Source organism: Sulfurimonas aquatica (assembly GCF_017357825.1).
GTDB classification, from domain to species: Bacteria; Campylobacterota; Campylobacteria; order Campylobacterales; family Sulfurimonadaceae; genus Sulfurimonas; species Sulfurimonas aquatica.
The window spans coordinates 2573975-2592547 of record NZ_CP046072.1; the positions used below are offsets into that span (position 1 = coordinate 2573975).

Annotated in this window: 18 protein-coding genes; 8 read left to right on the top strand and 10 right to left on the bottom strand. The window is 36.4% G+C overall.

Going from position 1 to position 18573, the window contains the following annotated elements; translation table 11 throughout:
- The first annotated feature begins 8 nt into the window (after window positions 1-8).
- A complete protein-coding gene (locus GJV85_RS12325) occupies window positions 9-3125 on the top strand; it encodes an efflux RND transporter permease subunit (RefSeq protein WP_207561674.1) in 3117 nt (1038 codons plus the stop codon).
- 67 nt (window positions 3126-3192) lie between these two features.
- A complete protein-coding gene (locus tag GJV85_RS12330) occupies window positions 3193-3579 on the top strand; it encodes a FixH family protein (protein WP_207561675.1) in 387 nt (128 codons plus the stop codon).
- Here GJV85_RS12330 and GJV85_RS12335 read toward each other — a convergent pair.
- From GJV85_RS12335 to GJV85_RS12355, 5 genes are all read right to left on the bottom strand, one after another.
- Window positions 3576-5240 carry a GMC family oxidoreductase gene (locus tag GJV85_RS12335; protein ID WP_207561676.1) on the bottom strand — a complete coding sequence of 555 codons (1665 nt, stop codon included), beginning with the start codon at window positions 5238-5240 and terminating at the stop codon, window positions 3576-3578. The genes GJV85_RS12330 and GJV85_RS12335 overlap by 4 nt on opposite strands.
- Window positions 5237-5701, bottom strand: coding sequence for a gluconate 2-dehydrogenase subunit 3 family protein (locus GJV85_RS12340; protein ID WP_207561677.1), 465 nt, complete (start codon window positions 5699-5701; stop codon window positions 5237-5239). Before GJV85_RS12340 ends, GJV85_RS12335 begins: the two co-directional genes overlap by 4 nt.
- Window positions 5702-5738: 37 nt before the next feature.
- Window positions 5739-5933: a hypothetical protein gene (locus GJV85_RS12345; protein ID WP_207561678.1), complete on the bottom strand. Its 195-nt coding sequence runs from the start codon at window positions 5931-5933 to the stop codon at window positions 5739-5741.
- Between the two features lie 67 nt (window positions 5934-6000).
- Window positions 6001-6993 carry a lipid A deacylase LpxR family protein gene (locus tag GJV85_RS12350; RefSeq protein ID WP_242689881.1) on the bottom strand — a complete coding sequence of 331 codons (993 nt, stop codon included), beginning with the start codon at window positions 6991-6993 and terminating at the stop codon, window positions 6001-6003.
- Window positions 6994-7024: 31 nt separating this feature from the next.
- Window positions 7025-7468, bottom strand: coding sequence for an HvfX family Cu-binding RiPP maturation protein (locus GJV85_RS12355; RefSeq protein WP_207561680.1), 444 nt, complete (start codon window positions 7466-7468; stop codon window positions 7025-7027).
- 178 nt (window positions 7469-7646) lie between these two features.
- Here GJV85_RS12355 and GJV85_RS12360 point away from each other — a divergent pair, with 178 nt between their 5' ends.
- Window positions 7647-8516: an MBL fold metallo-hydrolase gene (locus tag GJV85_RS12360; protein WP_207561681.1), complete on the top strand. Its 870-nt coding sequence runs from the start codon at window positions 7647-7649 to the stop codon at window positions 8514-8516.
- Window positions 8517-8535: 19 nt separating this feature from the next.
- Here the strand turns inward: GJV85_RS12360 and GJV85_RS12365 are convergent, their stop codons facing one another.
- Complete coding sequence (locus GJV85_RS12365) at window positions 8536-8898, bottom strand: hypothetical protein (protein WP_207561682.1); 363 nt, start codon at window positions 8896-8898, stop codon at window positions 8536-8538.
- A gap of 117 nt (window positions 8899-9015) precedes the next feature.
- On the opposite strand from GJV85_RS12365, the gene GJV85_RS12370 reads away from it, so the two are divergent.
- From GJV85_RS12370 to GJV85_RS12385, 4 genes are all read left to right on the top strand, one after another.
- Entirely contained in the window at window positions 9016-10227 is a 1212-nt protein-coding gene (locus GJV85_RS12370) for a dicarboxylate/amino acid:cation symporter (protein WP_207561683.1), read from the top strand.
- A complete protein-coding gene (locus tag GJV85_RS12375) occupies window positions 10211-11086 on the top strand; it encodes a DMT family transporter (RefSeq protein ID WP_207561684.1) in 876 nt (291 codons plus the stop codon). The genes GJV85_RS12370 and GJV85_RS12375 overlap by 17 nt, the downstream gene beginning before the upstream one ends.
- Before the next feature lie 46 nt (window positions 11087-11132).
- Window positions 11133-11759: a tetratricopeptide repeat protein gene (locus tag GJV85_RS12380; protein WP_207561685.1), complete on the top strand. Its 627-nt coding sequence runs from the start codon at window positions 11133-11135 to the stop codon at window positions 11757-11759.
- 63 nt (window positions 11760-11822) lie between these two features.
- The gene (locus GJV85_RS12385) at window positions 11823-13004 is read left to right on the top strand and encodes an NAD(P)/FAD-dependent oxidoreductase (protein ID WP_207561686.1); all 1182 of its coding nucleotides are present in this window, start codon (window positions 11823-11825) and stop codon (window positions 13002-13004) included.
- A gap of 22 nt (window positions 13005-13026) precedes the next feature.
- Here the strand turns inward: GJV85_RS12385 and GJV85_RS12390 are convergent, their stop codons facing one another.
- From GJV85_RS12390 to GJV85_RS12405, 4 genes are read right to left on the bottom strand one after another with little or no spacing between them, the layout of a single operon-like run.
- On the bottom strand, window positions 13027-14070 hold the full coding sequence (locus tag GJV85_RS12390) for a CNNM domain-containing protein (protein WP_207561687.1): 1044 nt from the start codon (window positions 14068-14070) through the stop codon (window positions 13027-13029).
- Window positions 14071-14084: 14 nt separating this feature from the next.
- On the bottom strand, window positions 14085-15413 hold the full coding sequence (gene mgtE, locus GJV85_RS12395; RefSeq protein WP_207561688.1) for a magnesium transporter: 1329 nt from the start codon (window positions 15411-15413) through the stop codon (window positions 14085-14087).
- 41 nt (window positions 15414-15454) lie between these two features.
- The gene (locus GJV85_RS12400; RefSeq protein ID WP_242689793.1) at window positions 15455-16276 is read right to left on the bottom strand and encodes an efflux RND transporter periplasmic adaptor subunit; all 822 of its coding nucleotides are present in this window, start codon (window positions 16274-16276) and stop codon (window positions 15455-15457) included.
- Window positions 16277-16281: 5 nt separating this feature from the next.
- On the bottom strand, window positions 16282-16692 hold the full coding sequence (locus GJV85_RS12405; RefSeq protein WP_207561689.1) for a cytochrome C: 411 nt from the start codon (window positions 16690-16692) through the stop codon (window positions 16282-16284).
- 216 nt (window positions 16693-16908) lie between these two features.
- Here GJV85_RS12405 and GJV85_RS13725 point away from each other — a divergent pair, with 216 nt between their 5' ends.
- Window positions 16909-18507 carry a beta strand repeat-containing protein gene (locus tag GJV85_RS13725; RefSeq protein ID WP_242689794.1) on the top strand — a complete coding sequence of 533 codons (1599 nt, stop codon included), beginning with the start codon at window positions 16909-16911 and terminating at the stop codon, window positions 18505-18507.
- Window positions 18508-18573 lie beyond the last annotated feature (66 nt).

Consider the following 18573-nt stretch of genomic DNA (forward strand, 5'->3'; position numbering starts at 1 on the left):
AGCATATGATGATAGAAAAACTCATAGCGTTTAGCATACACAACAAGTTTCTTATCCTTATATCTTCTCTATTTTTAGTTATAGCCTCTTTTTGGAGTATAAAGAACACTCCACTTGATGCCCTGCCAGACCTCTCTCCTCCTCAGGTCATAGTTCACCTCAAGTGGAGAGGTCAATCTCCAAAAATCATAGAAGAACAAGGGACTTATCCTCTAGTATCTCAATTTTTATCTATCTCAAATATAAAGAGTGTTCGTGGTTACTCTAGCTATGAAAATGGTCTTATCTACATCATATTTAAAGACTCGACCGATTTATACTGGGCGAGAACTCGCGTCTTAGAGCAACTCTCCTCTATCTCTTCACAGCTTCCTAGTTCTATGGAAGTGACGCTAGGGCCAGACGCAAGTGGCGTTGGATGGATTTATGAGTATGCTCTGAGCTCTAAAACAAAAAACTTAGCCGAGCTAAGAACGCTACAAGATTACTACTACAAGTATGCGTTGCTAAGCGTTGATGGCGTTAGCGAGGTTGCTAGCATTGGTGGATTTGTCCCTAACTATCAGGTAAGTATAAACAACGACAACCTCATCCGTTATGATTTAAGCATACAAGATGTCGCTAATGTCATCAAAAAAAACAATAATGACACCGGAGGCAGGATAGTTATAGAAAATGGGTATGAGTGGATGATTCAAGCCAAAGGATATCTCAAAAACCTTAACGACATCCGCTCCCTAGTTATTCCATCAAAAAGAGAAACGCCACTCACCATAGGAGACATAGCAAGGGTTGAGATAGTTCCTTCCGCTCGTCGTGGCATGGCTGACTTAAATGGTCAAGGTGAAGTAGTTGGTGGCATAGTAATGGTTCGTTATGGTGAAGACGTTTACTCAGCGATAAAACGAGTAAATGAGAAGATGAAATCGCTCAAGGTTGACGATGTAGACATTACAGTCGTTTATGATCGCTCCGGGCTTATTGACAAAGCCGTAGACACTCTCACAAGTACGTTGGTTGAAGAGAGTATCATAGTCGTACTCATCATTGCTCTATTTTTAATGCACCTGCGTTCATCGCTTATCGTTCTTCTTATCTTACCACTTACTATTGGGGCTACGTTTACGCTTATGAAACTCTTTGGTATTAGCTCAAATATTATGAGCTTAGGTGGCATCGCTATTGCCATTGGCGCCATGGTAGACGCAAGCATAGTGATGATAGAAAACTCCCATAAGGCGCTTAACAAGTTTGAAGAACATAACGCAAGGGTTCCAAATGAGAAAGAGAGAGTTCAAATCATCCTCAAATCTTCTCAAGTTGTCGGTCGTCCAATCTTCTTCGCGCTTGCGCTTATAGTCGTCTCATTTTTACCTATCTTTGCGCTCAGTGGCCAAGAGGGCCTACTTTTTACTCCCCTAGCCTATACAAAAACATTTACCATGTCTGCAGGAGCACTCTTAAGCATAACTCTCGTACCTGTACTTATGGTTTTTTTCATAAAGGGGAAAATCGCCAAAGAGAGTAAAAACCCAATCAATAGATTTTTTATATGGGTATACCATCCAATAATCACTTATGGTTTAAAACTAAAATATCTTCTACTCATACTTACTCTTTTATCTCTAGGTTATACATATCCTCTTTATAAGGGCCTTAAGTGGGAGTTTATGCCTATGCTTAACGAGCAGACATTTATGTATATGCCTGTTACTCCTTATGGGATTTCAGTAGACCAGAGTAAGGCCTTAACGCAAAAAACAGACGCTATCATAAAGTCATTTCCCGAAGTAAAAAATGTCTTTGGAAAAGCTGGTCGTGCTTCAACTGCAACAGACCCCGCTCCACTAGGCATGATAGAGAGCATAATTACCTTTAAAGATAAGTCTCAGTGGAGAGATGGCGTTACATATGCAAGCCTTCAACAAGAGATGGAAGATGCACTGCAGGTTCCAGGCCTTATAAACTCATGGACCTATCCAATTCGTGGTCGTATAGATATGCTTTTAAGTGGTATTAGAACTCCTTTGGGGATTAAACTCTATGGACCATCTTCAAAAGGTCTGCAACACTATGGCAAACTCATAGAAAAGAAGCTTCGAGCATTTGATAAAACGCTATCCGTCTTTGGAGACCAAGCGAGTGCGGGCTACTATCTCAACATAGATATAGATGAGAAGAAACTTCAAAGGTATGGAATGAGCAAAAATACTCTACTAGAGCAGACTTCTTTAGCCATAGGAGGGATGAGAGTTTCCACCCTTTACAAAGGACTAGAGCGTTATCCCATTAGTCTGCGTTTAGAAGATGAGCAGAGAAGATCGATTGAGTCTCTCAAAAATATTCAGATTAAAACAAAACTTGGCTTTGTTCCCTTTGACACGTTAGCGAATCTCTCTTACCAAGAGAGCGCTTCAATTATAAAGAGTGAAATGGCGTCGCCCGTTACCTACATATATATAACGCCAAAAGAGGGAGTAAGTGCCACTGCATATAAAAGCCAAGCAAAAGAGCTTCTAGATGAGATTAACTTTGAGAGTGGGTATCACATAGAGTGGGCGGGACAGTCTGAGTATTTAGAGTCTGCGATGGCTAAAATTATTTGGATTATTCCTATTGTTTTAATGCTTATATTTATGCTTATTTATCTAGCCCTTAAAGATTTGATACCTACAATAATAGTCTTTTTTACTCTTCCCTTTGCTCTTCTTGGTGGACTTATATATATTGAGTACTTAAATTTTTCTATGAGCATAGCTGTCATAGTTGGATTTTTAGCCCTTCTTGGAGTTGCTGCTGAGACTGCCATAGTGATGATAGTCTATCTTCAAGAGAGTATATCTGAGTCAAAAAAACTGCATGGAACCTCATTTGGTAAAACTCACTTAAGCAGTGCCATATATGAAGGTGCCGTTCAGCGTTTACGTCCTAAGCTTATGACCCTCTTTTCTATTTTAATAGGTCTGGCTCCCATTATGTACATTAGCGGAGTTGGAAGTGAAGTGATGCAGAGAATCGCTGCTCCCATGATAGGAGGTCTTGTAAGTTCTGCTATTTTAACCCTTGTTATCATCCCTATTTTATTTGAGATCTATAATAGTTATCTTTTAAAAAAGAGTTCTTAATGCTAAGGAGTGCACACTCTTTGCACATACGCTCAGTATACTATCTTCATAATATATAGGAGAAAAAATGAAAACTTTAACAAAAATCTTACTCATACTATTTATGGGAGTCACTCTAATCCATGCTTCAGCGTTTACAAAAGAAGCTAAGTATAAAAAGACAAAGATAGTACTAAGCTCTCAAAAGCCCTTAAGTGTTGGAACAAATACCCTAACATTACATATTACGAAAAAATCAAAAGTTATTAAGAACGCTAAAGTCTCCATCAAAGCCTTTATGCCTGCTATGCCAGGAATGCCTGCGATGGAGTATGAAACAGATACTAAAGAGCTTAAAGATGGTGTTTATGAAGGAAAAGTACAACTCTCTATGCATGGGACATGGCAAATCCATATTTTTATAACTCCCCAGAGTGGCAAAAAATCAAGAGTAAAAAGCTCTCTTACCTTTTAAGAGAGCTTCGCTAACTCTTTTTTAATCTCATCTGCCACTCTAAATGAGTTGGCGTATATGGTCCATGTGTATGGTACGCTCCCCCCTGTTGGCATAAATGAAGCGTCACTTACATAGAGGTTTTCTAAGTCGTGTGCCTTACAGTTTCTATCTAGAACGGATGTTTTAGCATCATCACCAAACCTACATCCACCTGCTACAAGGTTCGGTGGAGGAGATGCTGAGATGGAGTAGTCTATCTCCTCGGCCCCCATCTCTTCTAGAACCTTAACGGCTTTTTTAGCCAAATGCTCCCCTACCGCTAAGTCATGAGGATGTCCATAGAGGTTTATAACGCCAACTGGCACGCCATACTTATCAACTTCTTTTTCATCTACACCTACAAAACAGTTGTCAGTTGGCAACCAATCATTAAAAACTTCAAAGGTTAGCACTCTAGAGGTGGTAAGACGACTATGGAGCTTGTCTGCAAGTTTTTCTCCCCACATGATATTTCCCTCATCGTCATACAGCTCTCTGCTTGCTCGTGAGATGATGTTTTGATGCTCAAAGAGAAAGTCTATAGTCCCACCCTTATATATTCGACATCCATCATTATAATCATACCAATCTTGAAGCGACCGGTTAAAAAAGAGTCCCGGTTGCATTAGCTCAGACTGCTGCTCTTTTGTTAAGTTCTCAAAATTAAACCTACCACTTCCACTTCCTCCTGCTGAGAAAATAAGGTTTTTACCAACTTCACCACTCGAATTTGCTAAACCATTAGGAAAAAATTGATTTTTTGAATTTAGTAGTAAACGCGAGCTCTCTATCGCTTGAGCACTAAGAATAAATATCTTTGCTTTAACAGCATGAGAAAACCCATGCTGAGTATAATAGTATGCCTTAGTCACTCTCTCTTGTGTACTTTTTAACTTATAAACAAAAGCATCTGTTATAATCTTCACATCACACTTTTGAAGAAGTGCCGCTCTTGCACTCCCTTTTGCCCCGCTCGCACACCCATAACTTCCACAAAAGTTTGAGTAGTAGCATCCATGGCGTTTAAGAGAGTCACCTGATAGTACTGCACGAGGAGTGGGAATGCTCTCAAAGCCCAATACGTCACAAGCCTTATCAAACCATTTTGTAGCACCATTGGTAGCGAGTTCTTTTTGTGGAAAATCCTCAGTTGAACGCGGCTCTTGATGTTTGTGTTTTACAACTCTGCCACTTACCCCTATGACCTCTTCTACTTTAGTATAGTAAGGTTCTAGATCCTCATAACTGATAGCCCAATCAACAATGTTTGCCCCTTGTATCTTCCCATAAGAGGAGAGGAGTTTAAAGTCTCTAGGTTTCATTCTATGAAAGTAGCCACTCATAAGGTTTGATGAGCCTCCAACCATAGAGCCATTCCAAAAACTCCATCCAGCTTTAGCCCCATCATACCTTGTAAAGTCACTGGAATTACTATATTCGTTGATAATGTGCTTTTGCTCATTTAATGGTGGAGTAAACATATCTCTACGAGAGACTGCCAACTCATCTTTAGAAAAATCCTCTTCAGTGTAATTTTCCCCTTTTTCTAGTACTACAACTTTATATCCTGCGTTTGAAAGTTCATATGCTATAGGAGAGCCTCCCGCACCACTTCCAATGATACAGACATCATACTTCATAGGTAGACCTTTTTTGGACTAGGTTTTCCACCCTCATAAGCCAACCATTTCCAAGCAGCTTCATTTTTGTCTCCTCTATAGATGGGGTCACCCAGTGTCGCTTCAAGAATGTATTGCATCATATACCTTATCCAACTCTCACCCCAGTCTGTTTTTGCAATAGATTGAAGTACTTTTTGGCGATTTAAATCGGAGAGTTTTATGTATGTTGTTTTAAAAAGTAGAAGTGCTTCTTCATTGAGCCATTTAACGCCATTTTTTAAAAAATCTTTATCTTCTTGAGTAATTCGTGAGTGGTTAAAGACTATCTTCATATAGTCTGCTGTATCGATATTTAATTCTTTTGCTTTTGGAAAAAGATCCTTATGAACTACCCTGATAGTATCATGAAGAGTAACTATGCCAAACACATCACACCCGTTCATAATAACAACGCCACTAGAGAAAAAACCCAACTTCATAAAAGTTCTTCGAGAGTTCATCCAATACATATCTAGTCTATAGATCTTCTAGGAGTGAGTGAAAAAATGACTTCTTTTTCTTTGGTTTGTATGCAGACGTTCGCTCATCAACAAAATCAGGGTCACCCTTCTCAAATTGTTCTTTAGAAACTTTTTGTATATGCTTAGGCGGTTTTACTTCTTTGACAAAACCATTACTTTTTGAGCCCATGGCTCCATGAGGGATACACATAGGATCCTCCTTTGACTCTATTTAACATTATTATATCTCAAATCTGTGTATAAACTGTGCATAAATTTTAATACAAGTATGAAAATATAACCGATCCATATTTATGGTTTCCCTTCTCTTTTTTAAACTTTTTAGAGTTTATAGTGTATATAAAATCAAGTTCGTACTTTTCATACCTTGCACTAAAACCAAATGAAGCATTTGCCACAAAAGGCTCTTTTTCGACTGAATGACTATCAGTAAGCAGATTTCCATCAAGTAGCATACTTTTTACAACTGCCTCTCCTGCTAATGTGAGGTTAAGAGTGTAACTAATATCTTTTTCATCTAAGCACAAGCAATCTTTTTTGATTGGAATACCATTTTCTCCACCAATATCTATAGAAGAAGAACCAAAGTCCTCTGCTGGATTTAGCCCTATACGCATGAGTATTCCTGTTCTTGCATATGTTTTCACATTTCCTATGCCTACTTCACCAAAGGGAATATAACTCTGTTCAAACCACCCTATTGGCTCAGGGGTATAACGCCACTTATGCTGGTATATAAGGTTAAGTCCAAGCTCATCTTCAAGCTGGTTGTCCCATCCTTTTGGAGAGTCTATACTGATGAGTGAGTGTAAAGCTTTTTGAAACTGTTCAGCTCCAGAAGCTCTGCCTCCTACAACTCCTACCTGCATCACTAAAGAGTCTAACTCTGCAGGACAGCTATAGTGCATTCCAAGCTCAAGATATGTCCAACCCGAGTAGGGTCTCTCATCTAACACAACTTCTGTAGATTCTGTATCTTTGGGTGTATAGATTTGCTGTGCAACTGCAACTGAGAAGAAAGTTGAGTCTTCATCTGATTTTAAAAATGGAATCTCTATAAAATCAGGCTCATCTGATGGTAGATAGTAAACATTTGAGAGTTTATAACCGCCTGTATACTCATTATCAGTCTCGGCAAAAGTATCATTTTCAAAATAGAGGTTGAATCTCTTTAGAGTCCATGTAGAGCTATCAGCAAAAAGAGATAAATTCATAATCAATAATAAGAGAATACTATTTCTTAATTTCATGCTCAATTATAACTCATTTAAGTTTTAAAAACTAATCTTCTTTGTCTTTAAATAAAAACCTATCGAGTGAAAAACTACCTGCTCCATGAGATAAAAAGAGAAACAGAAATAACATATAATAAAGTGGTATTTCATAACCATTATCTCCCGCTGAGAAGCCATGAGGGAGGTGGACTGTTACTATTGCCACTATCATCACAACTATAAGTGGTAAGGATATAGCTCTTGTAAATAATCCTAAAGTTAGTAAAAGCACACCTAATGCTTCTGTACTAGCTGCCATATAAGCGTTTAACGTTGGAAATGGAATGCCCATAGAGCCAAACCAAGTAGCAACTGACTCTATACCACTCCACTTCATTTTAGCAGGTTCATAAAATCCATAAGCAACAACTAGCCTTGCTAATAACAGGCTAAATGATTTAGCGTAACTTGTCACTCTCGTAAACTCTAGATAAAAATCTTTGCACTTCATAATGCACTCCTTAAAATAGCTTTAACACAATCTTACTCTTTGGCTGTGCAAAGTTTGTGTACAAAACTAAACGGATATAATATCTTTAATTCTGCCTTACACAGTTGATGCACAATCTTTTTGCTATACTACATCATATAATAATCACACCCTTTAGAATACTTATTTGGAGAACATCGTGAAACAATTCTTTTTAATGACACTGACACTTTATTGTAACTTACTCTTTGCAAGCAAGGTAGAGCTAGAAATTCTAGGTGCGGGTGGACCAGAAATAGATGGAATGGCTAGCTCTTCATATATACTATGGGTAGATAATGAAGCAAGACTTATTGTAGATATGGGAAGTGGTTCACTACTAAACTTTGAAAAATCAGGTGCAAAGATAGAAACACTTGAAGCCGTTGTACTAACTCACTTACATATAGATCATTGTGTTGACTTACCTGCATTTGTCAAGGCTGGCTATTTTACTTCAAGACGAAAGTCTTTAGATATATTGGGGCCAGATGGTGGAGTAATGTTTCCATCAACTACTGCCTATGTAGAGACACTTTTTGGTAAGAATGGTGCATATAGATACATGCATGATGTTCTAACTCCACAAAGTGAATCATTTGAGATAAAACCTTATGACATCAAAAAAAGGACCTCAAGAGAGTATCCAAGTTTTAAACTCTCATTTATAAAAGTGCCCCATGGCCCAGTCCCATCATTAGCATTAAAGATAGATATTCAAGGAAAAATTATCATCATAAGTGGTGATACAAATAATGAAAGTGGTATGCTAGAGGAGTTTGCTAAAAATGCAGATCTTTTTGTAGCAGATCATGCCGTACCTGAAACAGCTGAGGGACATGCAACAAAACTTCATATGTCTCCATCCATCATTGCCAAGATTGCTAAAACCGCTAACGTTAAAAAGGTTGTTTTAACGCATAGAATGAATAGAACGCTAAGAGTTGAACAGAGAAGTATGATGATAATAAATAAAATATATTCTAAAGAGATTCTGTTTGGAGAAGATAGAATGAAGTTGAAGATTTAAAAAGAGTAGAGCGGGAAGATTAACTTCCGCACTTTCCTTTACCGCATTTACTAGCTGGAGCTTTTTTCGCACCACCACATTTACTTTTTATTGCCTTTTTATTACAAGAAGTACATTTTGGATTCACTTTAGTATCTGTACAGATACAATTCTTGTTTTTCATGGCTTTTCCACATTTACCACTATCGCCACATTTCATTGACTTTGCTTTTTTAGCTTTACCACATTTTCCGCTGTCGCCACACTTCATAGCTTTAGCATTTTTGCCATTGCCACACTTTGCAACACCACACTTTGCTTCTTGTGCATTAAGTGATACAGCCCCTAAACCCATAAATAGTGCTGCACCGAGTAGCATAGCAACCATGTTTAACTTTTTCATTTTCATTTCCTTGAATGTGAGATTTTAAGTATTATACTTATGAAGTGTGTAATGTTTGTGCATACTCACTTAAGAGCTAAATATGCTACACTTCGACAATACAAAAAGGAGCTTACCTTGATAGCAAAAGTAAAAAAATATGCAACAACAAACACTCTTGTAATAGTTGGTATACTTCTGGGTGCTCTCTTTGGTAGCATTTTACCAGAACTTGCACTCAAACAAAAAGTTTTAGGTACTGCATTTGTTTACTTTTTAAAGATGCTAGTAGTTCCTCTTGTTTTTTCAAGTATCTATGTTGCTATCTTAGGTCTTGGCTCAGTCGAACACCTCAAACGCATGGGATTAAAGACTATAGGGCTCTATCTTCTCACTACCACATTAGCAGTTTTAACTGCAATAATTGCTATGAATATATTTCATATTGGTGAGCATGTAAGTAGTGCAGGTTTAGAATTTTCACAAGCATCAACTCTTGCTCCTTTTTCTTTTGAGAGTATGATTTTAAGTTTTATCCCCACCAACATCTTTCATGCGTTAAGTAGTGGTTCTATGATGCAGATCATAGTTTTTGCTATTTTATTTGGTGTGGCGTCTTTGTATCTTTCAAAAAGTCAACAGGAGCCAATGATAAATCTCTTTACTTCAGTGAGTGAAGCGATGCTTAAAATGGCTGAGTGGGTTATTTTACTGACCCCTATAGGTGTTTTCTCGCTTATCTCTTATGTCATAGCTGAACAAGGGATAGAAGTTATCTTTGGTCTATACAAGTACATCTTAGTCGTAGTTGGCGTTATACTTTTTCATGCACTTTTTACTCTGCCTGCTGTGCTAAGATTATTTACAAAGATAAATCCATACAGATATCTCTCTGATGTTAGAGAAGCACCTATCATGGCCTTTTCAACTGCCTCTTCTGCTGCTACTCTTCCTGTATCTATGAGAGTAGTCGAAGAGATGGGAGGAGTCGATAAGAAAAATGCCTCTTTCGTTCTTCCTTTGGGTGCGACAGTCTCTATGGATGGGACAGCTGCATATCTGAGTGTCGCTGTTTTATACATAGCAAATCTAGCGGGAGTTCCTCTTAGCTTTGGCGATCAGGTTTTACTTGGCGTTACAGTAGTAGCTCTTAGTGTAGGTGTAGCAGCACTCCCTAGTGCTTCACTTGTTATGATGGTAGTTATCTTAAATCAAATCGGTCTACCTGTAGAATATATGGCTCTCATCGTTGCCGTTGATAGAATCTTAGACATGTGTAGAACTTCACTAAATGTGACGTCTGATCTTATAGTTACTAAAATAATTGACGAATATGAAAAACGAAGATAGACTCTACCAATACCTCTTAGCTCTGGCTATGCTCTTTTGGGGTGGAGGTTGGACCGCACTGAAAATTTTAACCTATGAGCTACCTATGGACGTTATCATCTTTTGGCGTTTCTTTTTGATGACTCTCTCGTTCATACCTATTTTATACTTTTTTAAAATGCCAATAAAGTTAAACCTACACTCTATAAAGTATATAGCAAGTAGTTCAGTTTTAAATATCTCTTTTATGGTCTCTTCATTTTTAGGCATAAAGTATGGATTTGCGGGTGCCGGGAGTGTTATCATCACTTCACTTAGTCCCATTATGACCTTCTTGCTTGTTTTGGTTTTGTTTAGAAAAAGAGTTGAGACTCTGCAGCAGTTTGGATTGGCGTTAGGTGTTGTTGGAGGGTTTATCATTTTACAGCTTAATGATTTAAGCCTCTTTTTTAATGGTTCAAACACATACTTTTTACTTTGTGCCATAATCTGGGCTGGTGTTACTGTGCTATCTCAACACTCTCAAAAACATATACATCCAGTTCACTATAGTTTTTTTATATCTCTCATCGCAACTTTTGCTTCATTTATATATGCGTTTAATTCTAATCTTTTAGCCGTTTTTGAGCAAGGTCTTATCTTTTGGATAGCACTTATATATCTCGCTGTCTTTGGTCAAACCGTTGCAACTACCATATTTTACATGGCTTCTGGGAAGTTAGGGAGTGAGAAAACAAGCTCTTTTATGTTTTTAGTTCCGGTGTTTGCGCTTTTAAGTGCTTGGATAGTACTTGATGAACCCTTCCAATTACACATAATAATTGGTGGATTCATAAGTATTCTAGCTGTTATGTTTATAAATAAGCGAAAAACTACTTAACTAGTTTATTTTGCTATAATCAAAGCAAATAGATAAGGTGGGAAATATGAAAAAAGTTATTTTGGGTATGTTTTTGGTTTTTAGTTTGAATCTTCATGCAGATTTGGGAAGTGATGCAATCAAAGAGTATAGATGGGGAAATGAGACAAAAGCAGCCACTATGTTTGAAGAAGCATGTAACAGCGGTGATGATCAAGCTTGTTACAATCTTGGGGTACTCCATGCAAGTGTAAGAGGATATCAACGCGACTTTAGAGTTGCCGCTCACTACTACAAAAAAGCATGTGACAACAACTATGGAGATGCTTGTGCTAACCTTGGCGTTTTGTATGACAACGGCGAAGATGTACAAAGAAACTATAAATATGCAAGAGTACTTTTCTCAAAAGCTTGTAAACTTGGAAATCAAACGGGATGCCATAATCTTGGAGTGATTTATGAAAAAGGAAAAGGTGTAGAGACTGACTATGCAAAGGCTAGAAAATACTATAATACTTCTTGCCAAAATAATGTAGGACAAGGATGCTATAACCTTGGCTATCTTTACAAAAAAGGTAAAGGTGTTAGACAAGACCTTAGTATTGCCAAAGAGCTTTATGGAAAAGCATGTGATTTAGGAAACTCAAATGGGTGTCGAAAATATAGAAGATTGAATGAGGATGGTGTTATTTAACATCTCTTTAATATCATTTTATGTAATATTTATTATTTAAAATACATATACAAGGATATATAAATGAAAAAAATACTCATTTTAGGCGGTGGTTTTGCTGGTTTAGACAGTGCCATCCATCTTAGAAAAATGGACTATGATGTTACACTTGTAAGCGATAGAGACTATTTTTATATATATCCTACTTCTATCTGGATACCTACTAGAGAGAGTGAATTTAAAGACATATGTGTAGACTTAAATGCCCTTCAAAAAGCTCACGGCTTTAAACTTCTCATAGATAAAGTAGAGAGCATAAACGCCAAACAAAATAGAGTAACTCTCACAAGCTCGAAAGTTTTAGATGATTATGACTATCTTATTCTCGCAATGGGTGCTTCAAAGATGAAACACAAGGGCATGGAGAATACTCTTTCCATCTGTGGAGCTCCAGAACAGTCACTTCAAATACGAGATGAGCTTGATAGACTTATAGAAAGAGGAAGTGGAAAGATTGCTATGGGCTTTGGTGGTAATCCAAATGATACTTCGGCAGTTCGTGGTGGACCTGGCTTTGAGCTTATGTTTAACGTTCATAACATGCTCAAGAAAAAAGGAATAAGAGAAAACTTTGAACTGACTTTCTTTGCTCCAATGCCAGAACCAGGCAAGCGTTTAGGACCAAAAGCACTGAAGATGATGGATAAGATGTTTAACTCTCTTGGTATCAAGCAACACTTTGGGAAAAAGATGAAGATGTTTGAAAAAGATGGCATTATTTTTGAAGATGACTCAAAACTCGAAGTAGACTTTACTATGTTTATTCCTGCAGGAGATGGTCATCAGGTTATCAAAGATTCTGACCTTCCAACAAATAACGCTGGTTTTGTAAAAACGGATGATTATTCTTGTGTACTAAGTGAAGATGAAACTCAGTCAAATATCTATGCAATTGGAGACATAGCATCTCTTGAGGGTTATGACTGGAGAGCAAAACAGGGTCATATCGCTGAAGTTATGGCTAAAAATGTCGCTTTCAATATTGTAAGTAGGGATAAAGGATTATCAAACTTTAAGGGCTATCATAAGCATCTAAATATATTATGTATGATGGATACGGGAAATGGTGCAGCACTTTTTTATAGAGATGATAAAAAAGCATACATGATTCCAATGCCAATCTTTGGGCACTGGATAAAAAAAGGCTGGGGGAATTATTGTCGTCTCTCTAAACTTGGTAAAATGCCTAGAATAAAAGGTATGTAAAAAGAGTTTTACATGAGGAGCATTAAGACTCCTCTTTAGCCTTGCGTTTAAGTTTCATATGCCGTTTTGCAAGTTCTCGCATATCTTCAGTCGTATCACTCTCATCCATAATCTCAATGCCTAGAATTGTCTCAATACAATCCTCAAGAGTTAATATCCCTTCCGTTTGATCATAGTTGTCCATAACCAAGAACATATGATCTTTTTTACTTATAAACCTATCAAGAGCTTTGCTTACAGGAACGTTTTCATTGATGGCAAATATATCTTTTTTAATTGACTTTAGTGTTACGCTATCATCTAGAAGTGCTTGTTTGAAGATTTTTTTAGTTAAAACAAGACCTGTGACATCTTCTATACTGCCTTTATAAACAGGTATACGAGAGAACTTAAAAATTGACTCTTGGGTATTTACTACCTCTTTGATAGTCATATTCTCATCCATTGCAAACACAACACTTCTTGGCGTTAAAACATCCGCAATCTTAATGTTATGTAGATTTAAAATATTTTCTATTACATCTGACTCTTGCTCACCAATAACGCCTTCATCTTCACCTTGAAGCATACTCTCTAAGAGTTCCTCTTTTGTAAGTGAATTTGCATCATCATTTCCACTTGAGATTTTGTTTGTAACAGCTAGAGTAGTTAAAATAATCGGATAAGTTATCCATATGAAAACTCTTATAAACTGTGCAGCGATAGGTGCTAATTTTTTCCAGTGAATAGCACCTATGGTTTTTGGAATAATCTCAGATAAAAATAAAATAGCAAAAGTAAGAACTACAGATACCACAACGACCGCATCATTTCCAAAAACTAAAGAAGCTTGCGCACCTACTGCTGCTGCACCAAGCGTATTGGCTATTGTGTTTAGGATGAGTATAGAAGCTATAGACTTGTTAATATTTTCTTTTTGTGAGCGAAGAAGACTACCTACAGCAGGACTTTCTCTCTCTAAAACTGCTACATACGACATATTGATAGATAATAGAACAGATTCTAAAATAGAGCATAAAAATGACACTCCAACAGATAACACAAAAAATATTATTAGTAAATCCAATTTTTACAAATTCCTTATAGTAAAATATATGTTGCTAAGCCTAAAAAGCTAAAAAATCCTACAACATCTGTAACAGTAGTAAGTATAACGGTACTTCCAATAGCGGGATCTATATCCATTTTTTTTAAAAAAAGTGGTACAGAAGCCCCAAAAAAACCGGCCATAAAGAGGTTTATAATCATACTTAGGCCTATGACAACACCAAGCATTCCTTTGTCAAACCAGACTGCTGCAATTATTCCTATAATTATAGCGAATAAGATACCATTTATAAGTGATATGATTACCTCTTTTTTAATTATCCGCATCGCGTCACCCTGAGAAATATCTCCAAGTGCCAATTGACGTACGACGACAGTCAAACTTTGTGTCCCTGCGTTTCCACCCATCGAAGCGACTATAGGCATTAAAATAGCAAGGGCTACCATACTCTCTAGCGTAGTGGAAAATAGTCCGATAACAAGAGAAGCTGCAATAGCCGTTATAAGATTAAACGCGAGCCAAGTTGCACGTTTTTTACCAGCGGGAAGTATCTCATCATCCTCTTCAGCCTCATCGTCAAGACCTGCAAGGTGGTACATCTGCTCTGTTGCATGTTCGTTGATAATGTCATACATATCATCAGAAGTAATCCGTCCAAGTAAAACGCCATAAGCATTTACTATGGCTAAAACGGAGAGATCAAACTCTTCAAAAATATGTACTACCTCTTTAATATCTTGAGTATCAATTGCTTTAATAGGCTCAAAACTCTCATCTGATGCTTCTATATTTTCTATTACAGTTTTAGAGAAGTCAAATATAAGTAGATCATCTAAACCTACTGCATACTCTAGTTTATTATCTTTGTTGGTAATAAAAAGGTTTTGAACGTTTTCTACTTCATTCTCTTTGCGCAGTCTTGCAAAACGCTTGATTACGTCTTGAACTATTTCATCTTTAAACGCAGTAAAAAGTTCAAACTGCATGTGAGAACCAGCTTCATCTTCATCATAGTTATGAAGCTTTATTATCTCCTCTTGGTCATCTTCGTGAAGAGACTCAAAGACTTCTGACGCCTTGTCTACATCTACTTCACCAAGCTCAAGCATAAATGCCGCCTGATCATCAGACTCTAGTTCTCTAACAGCATGCGAGAGCTCATCTACACTTAAACTCTCTACAACATCATCAAAAAGTCTATCTGGAAGTGCAAGTGCAACATCACCTAGTAAATCTTTTGGCACAAGCTTTATAGCTTGAGTTAATTCATCATCACTAAGTGTTTTTAGAATCTTGACAATAGAGGCGGGATGCATCTCACTAAGTTCATGAGAATCAAGATAATCTTGTAGGTTTTTCATACTCGGATTATATCACTATTTATCCATAAGTATCTCAAAAATTAAATCTTGTTAACGATCTCATTTGTTAAATCAACAAATACTTTTGCATACATTCCAGGAAAAATCATATCGCTTGTTTTTTCAAAATGAACTCGTATCTTAAAAGTGTGTGCCATAGGGTTAGCACTTGGGACTATCGCTTTTATATAACCAGATGCCTTGTAGTTGAGTGATGGTATCTTTATGCGAACAACCTTATGTCTTCTGACATATTTTAAATCAGATTCTGCAACTTCAGCCTCAACTTCTAAATGGTCCATATCTACAAGTATCATCGTTAGCATACCTGGCGCAACCATATCACCTACCTGGATTCGTTTATCTACCAAAATTCCATTATTGGGCGCTTTTATTTTTAAGTAACCCGCAATTGTTGCAAACTGTTTTGTCTTCTCACTTACTTGTTCAACTAAAACTTGAGCTGACTCTATAGAAGCTGTAACATTATCCATGCTATCACTCATCTCTTCCATATCAGCTCTATAGTTACTAGCAGACATCAACTTTCTATCGCGTTTTAATCTCTTCTTTCGATTTTTATAAACATTAAGTCTTGTTTGATAAACATCAACCATAAGTTTTGCTTGTTCAAGTGCTAAGTCTGCTTGGGATTCAAGTATGTCGAACTCTGCTGATTCTAGTTCAAAAAGGGTATCTTCTCTCTCCACACTATCTCCAACTTCAAAGTGGATTTTTTTTACATAACCCATATACCTAGCGGGTATCATCTTTTGATTATTTGAGATTACTGTACCTGTTAAAATTAACTCAGCACCATAAAGCGAACTTAGCATAAAGAGTAGAAGAAGAGTATATTTCATAATTCCTACCAGTTACGCATTTCGTTATGGCACTTTACACACTGACCCATAATCTTTGTGTAAGCTTGAACAGCTTGAGTAGTGTCACCACTTTTAAATCGTTGTAGTATTGTAAGTGCCTTTTTATTTATCTTCTTTACAATCTTATTTGACATTTGAACCTTTTGATTCATAAACTTTGCCATTATGTCTTTTTCATTTAGCTCTTCTGTAGGAGGTCTCATCTTTGCTACAACCGTAGTAAGATCATCAACACCTGCAGCAACAGTTTCATAGTTGTTGTAAAAGAAACCGCTTTGAATGACATTCATTGCATTTGCCATGCCATTCATATCTCTGATTCTATCCTCTTTTGTGTAGCTAGCTCCAAAGAGTAAACCACTAAATATAACTAATCCAATAACTGCTTTTTTCATTTTTTCCCCTTCGTAATTTCAACTATTATAGCCTAAATAAATTTAAAAATTTGAAAAAAAACTAGGACATTTCTTAATTTAAAATAAATCTTACAAAATAACTATTACTAAATATCTAAATATAAGATTAACTCATAATTTTAACTATTTTTAAGTTTTGATACAGCTTCAAAGGGTTATAGTATAACCAGAACAAATATAAAAAAAGGGTGTAACATGACAAAAAAAGTAATAATAAGTGCTGTGGCAGCATTAGCGCTTACAACTAACTTATCGGCTGAATTTAGCTTTGGAGATATGTTCAAAGATATGAAAGATGGTATAACATCTATGAGTAAAGATGCTAAAGAAGCTGTTCAGTCTGGTGTTGATGGTGGTGTTGAAGTATCTAAAAGTGGTGAGCGTACTGTAACAAGTGTGAGTCACGATGCAAAAGATACAGCTGTAAAAGCTTCCGATGACCTTAAAACTGCAGAAATTGCAACTGTTAAAAGTGGATCAGACACTACAACTGGTATCTCAAAAGATTTAAGAGACTCTACTATAGAGATCGCTGAAGACTCTAAAGACTCTATTTCTAATACTACAAGAGACTTTAAAGATAGTTCAACAATGGCTACTAAAGACTTTAAAGATTCAACTATATCAGTTTCTCATGATGTAAATGATGCAACAAAGAACACTTCAAATAATTTAAATGACTCAACTAAGACAATGTCAAATAACTTGAATGATTCAACAAAGACAACTTCGAACAACATGAATGACTCAACTAAGACAATGTCAAACAACTTAAATGATTCAACAAAGACAACTTCGAACAACATGAATGACTCGACTAAGACAATGTCAAATAATTTGAATGATTCAACAAAGACTACTTCGAACAACATGAATGACTCAACTAAGACTATTTCAAATAACTTAAATGATTCAGCTAAGACAACTTCGAATAATATGAATGATTCAACGAAAACAATTTCAAATAATATTAATGACTCAGCTAAAACTACGTCAAATAATATGAATGATTCAACTAAGACAATCTCTAACGATTTAAGAGATAGCTCTAATACTGCTACTAACAATGTTAATGATAGTACAAAGACTATGTCAAACAATCTCAATGATTCAACTAAGACAATCTCTAATGATTTAAGAGACTCTTCTAACACTGCTACAAACAATGCTAATGACAGTACAAAAACGATTTCAAATAATGCTAATGACTCAGTTAAAACTTCGTCAAATAACTTTAATGATTCAACAAAGACAATCTCTAACGATTTAAGAGACTCTTCTAATACTGTTTCTAACAATGTAAACGATAGCACGAAAACCATTTCAAATAATGTTAATGACTCAACTAAGACTACGTCAAATAACTTTAATGATTCTACAAAGACAATCTCTAACGATTTAAGAGACTCTTCTAACACTGCTACAAACAATGCTAATGACAGTACAAAAACGATTTCAAATAATGCTAATGACTCGGCTAAAACTTCGTCAAATAACTTTAATGATTCTACAAAGACTATCTCTAACGATTTAAGAGACTCTTCTAATACAGTTTCAAACAATGCTAATGACTCGGCGAAGACTACGTCAAATAACTTTAATGACTCGACTAAGACTGTTTCTAACAATGCTAATGACAGTACTAAAACTATCTCTAACAACCTAGATGATAGCACAAGAAGTATCTCAGACAATGCAAATGACTCAACTAAGTCAGTTTCAAATAATATCAACTCAAATGATTATGATGACTACTTAAAATTAAAAGCTAAATATGAAAAAGGTAAACTTTAATCTTTAGCTTTTTCTACAACTTCTCAAGCTAAATGCTTGGGAAGCTTACTTTCCTAAACAAACCTC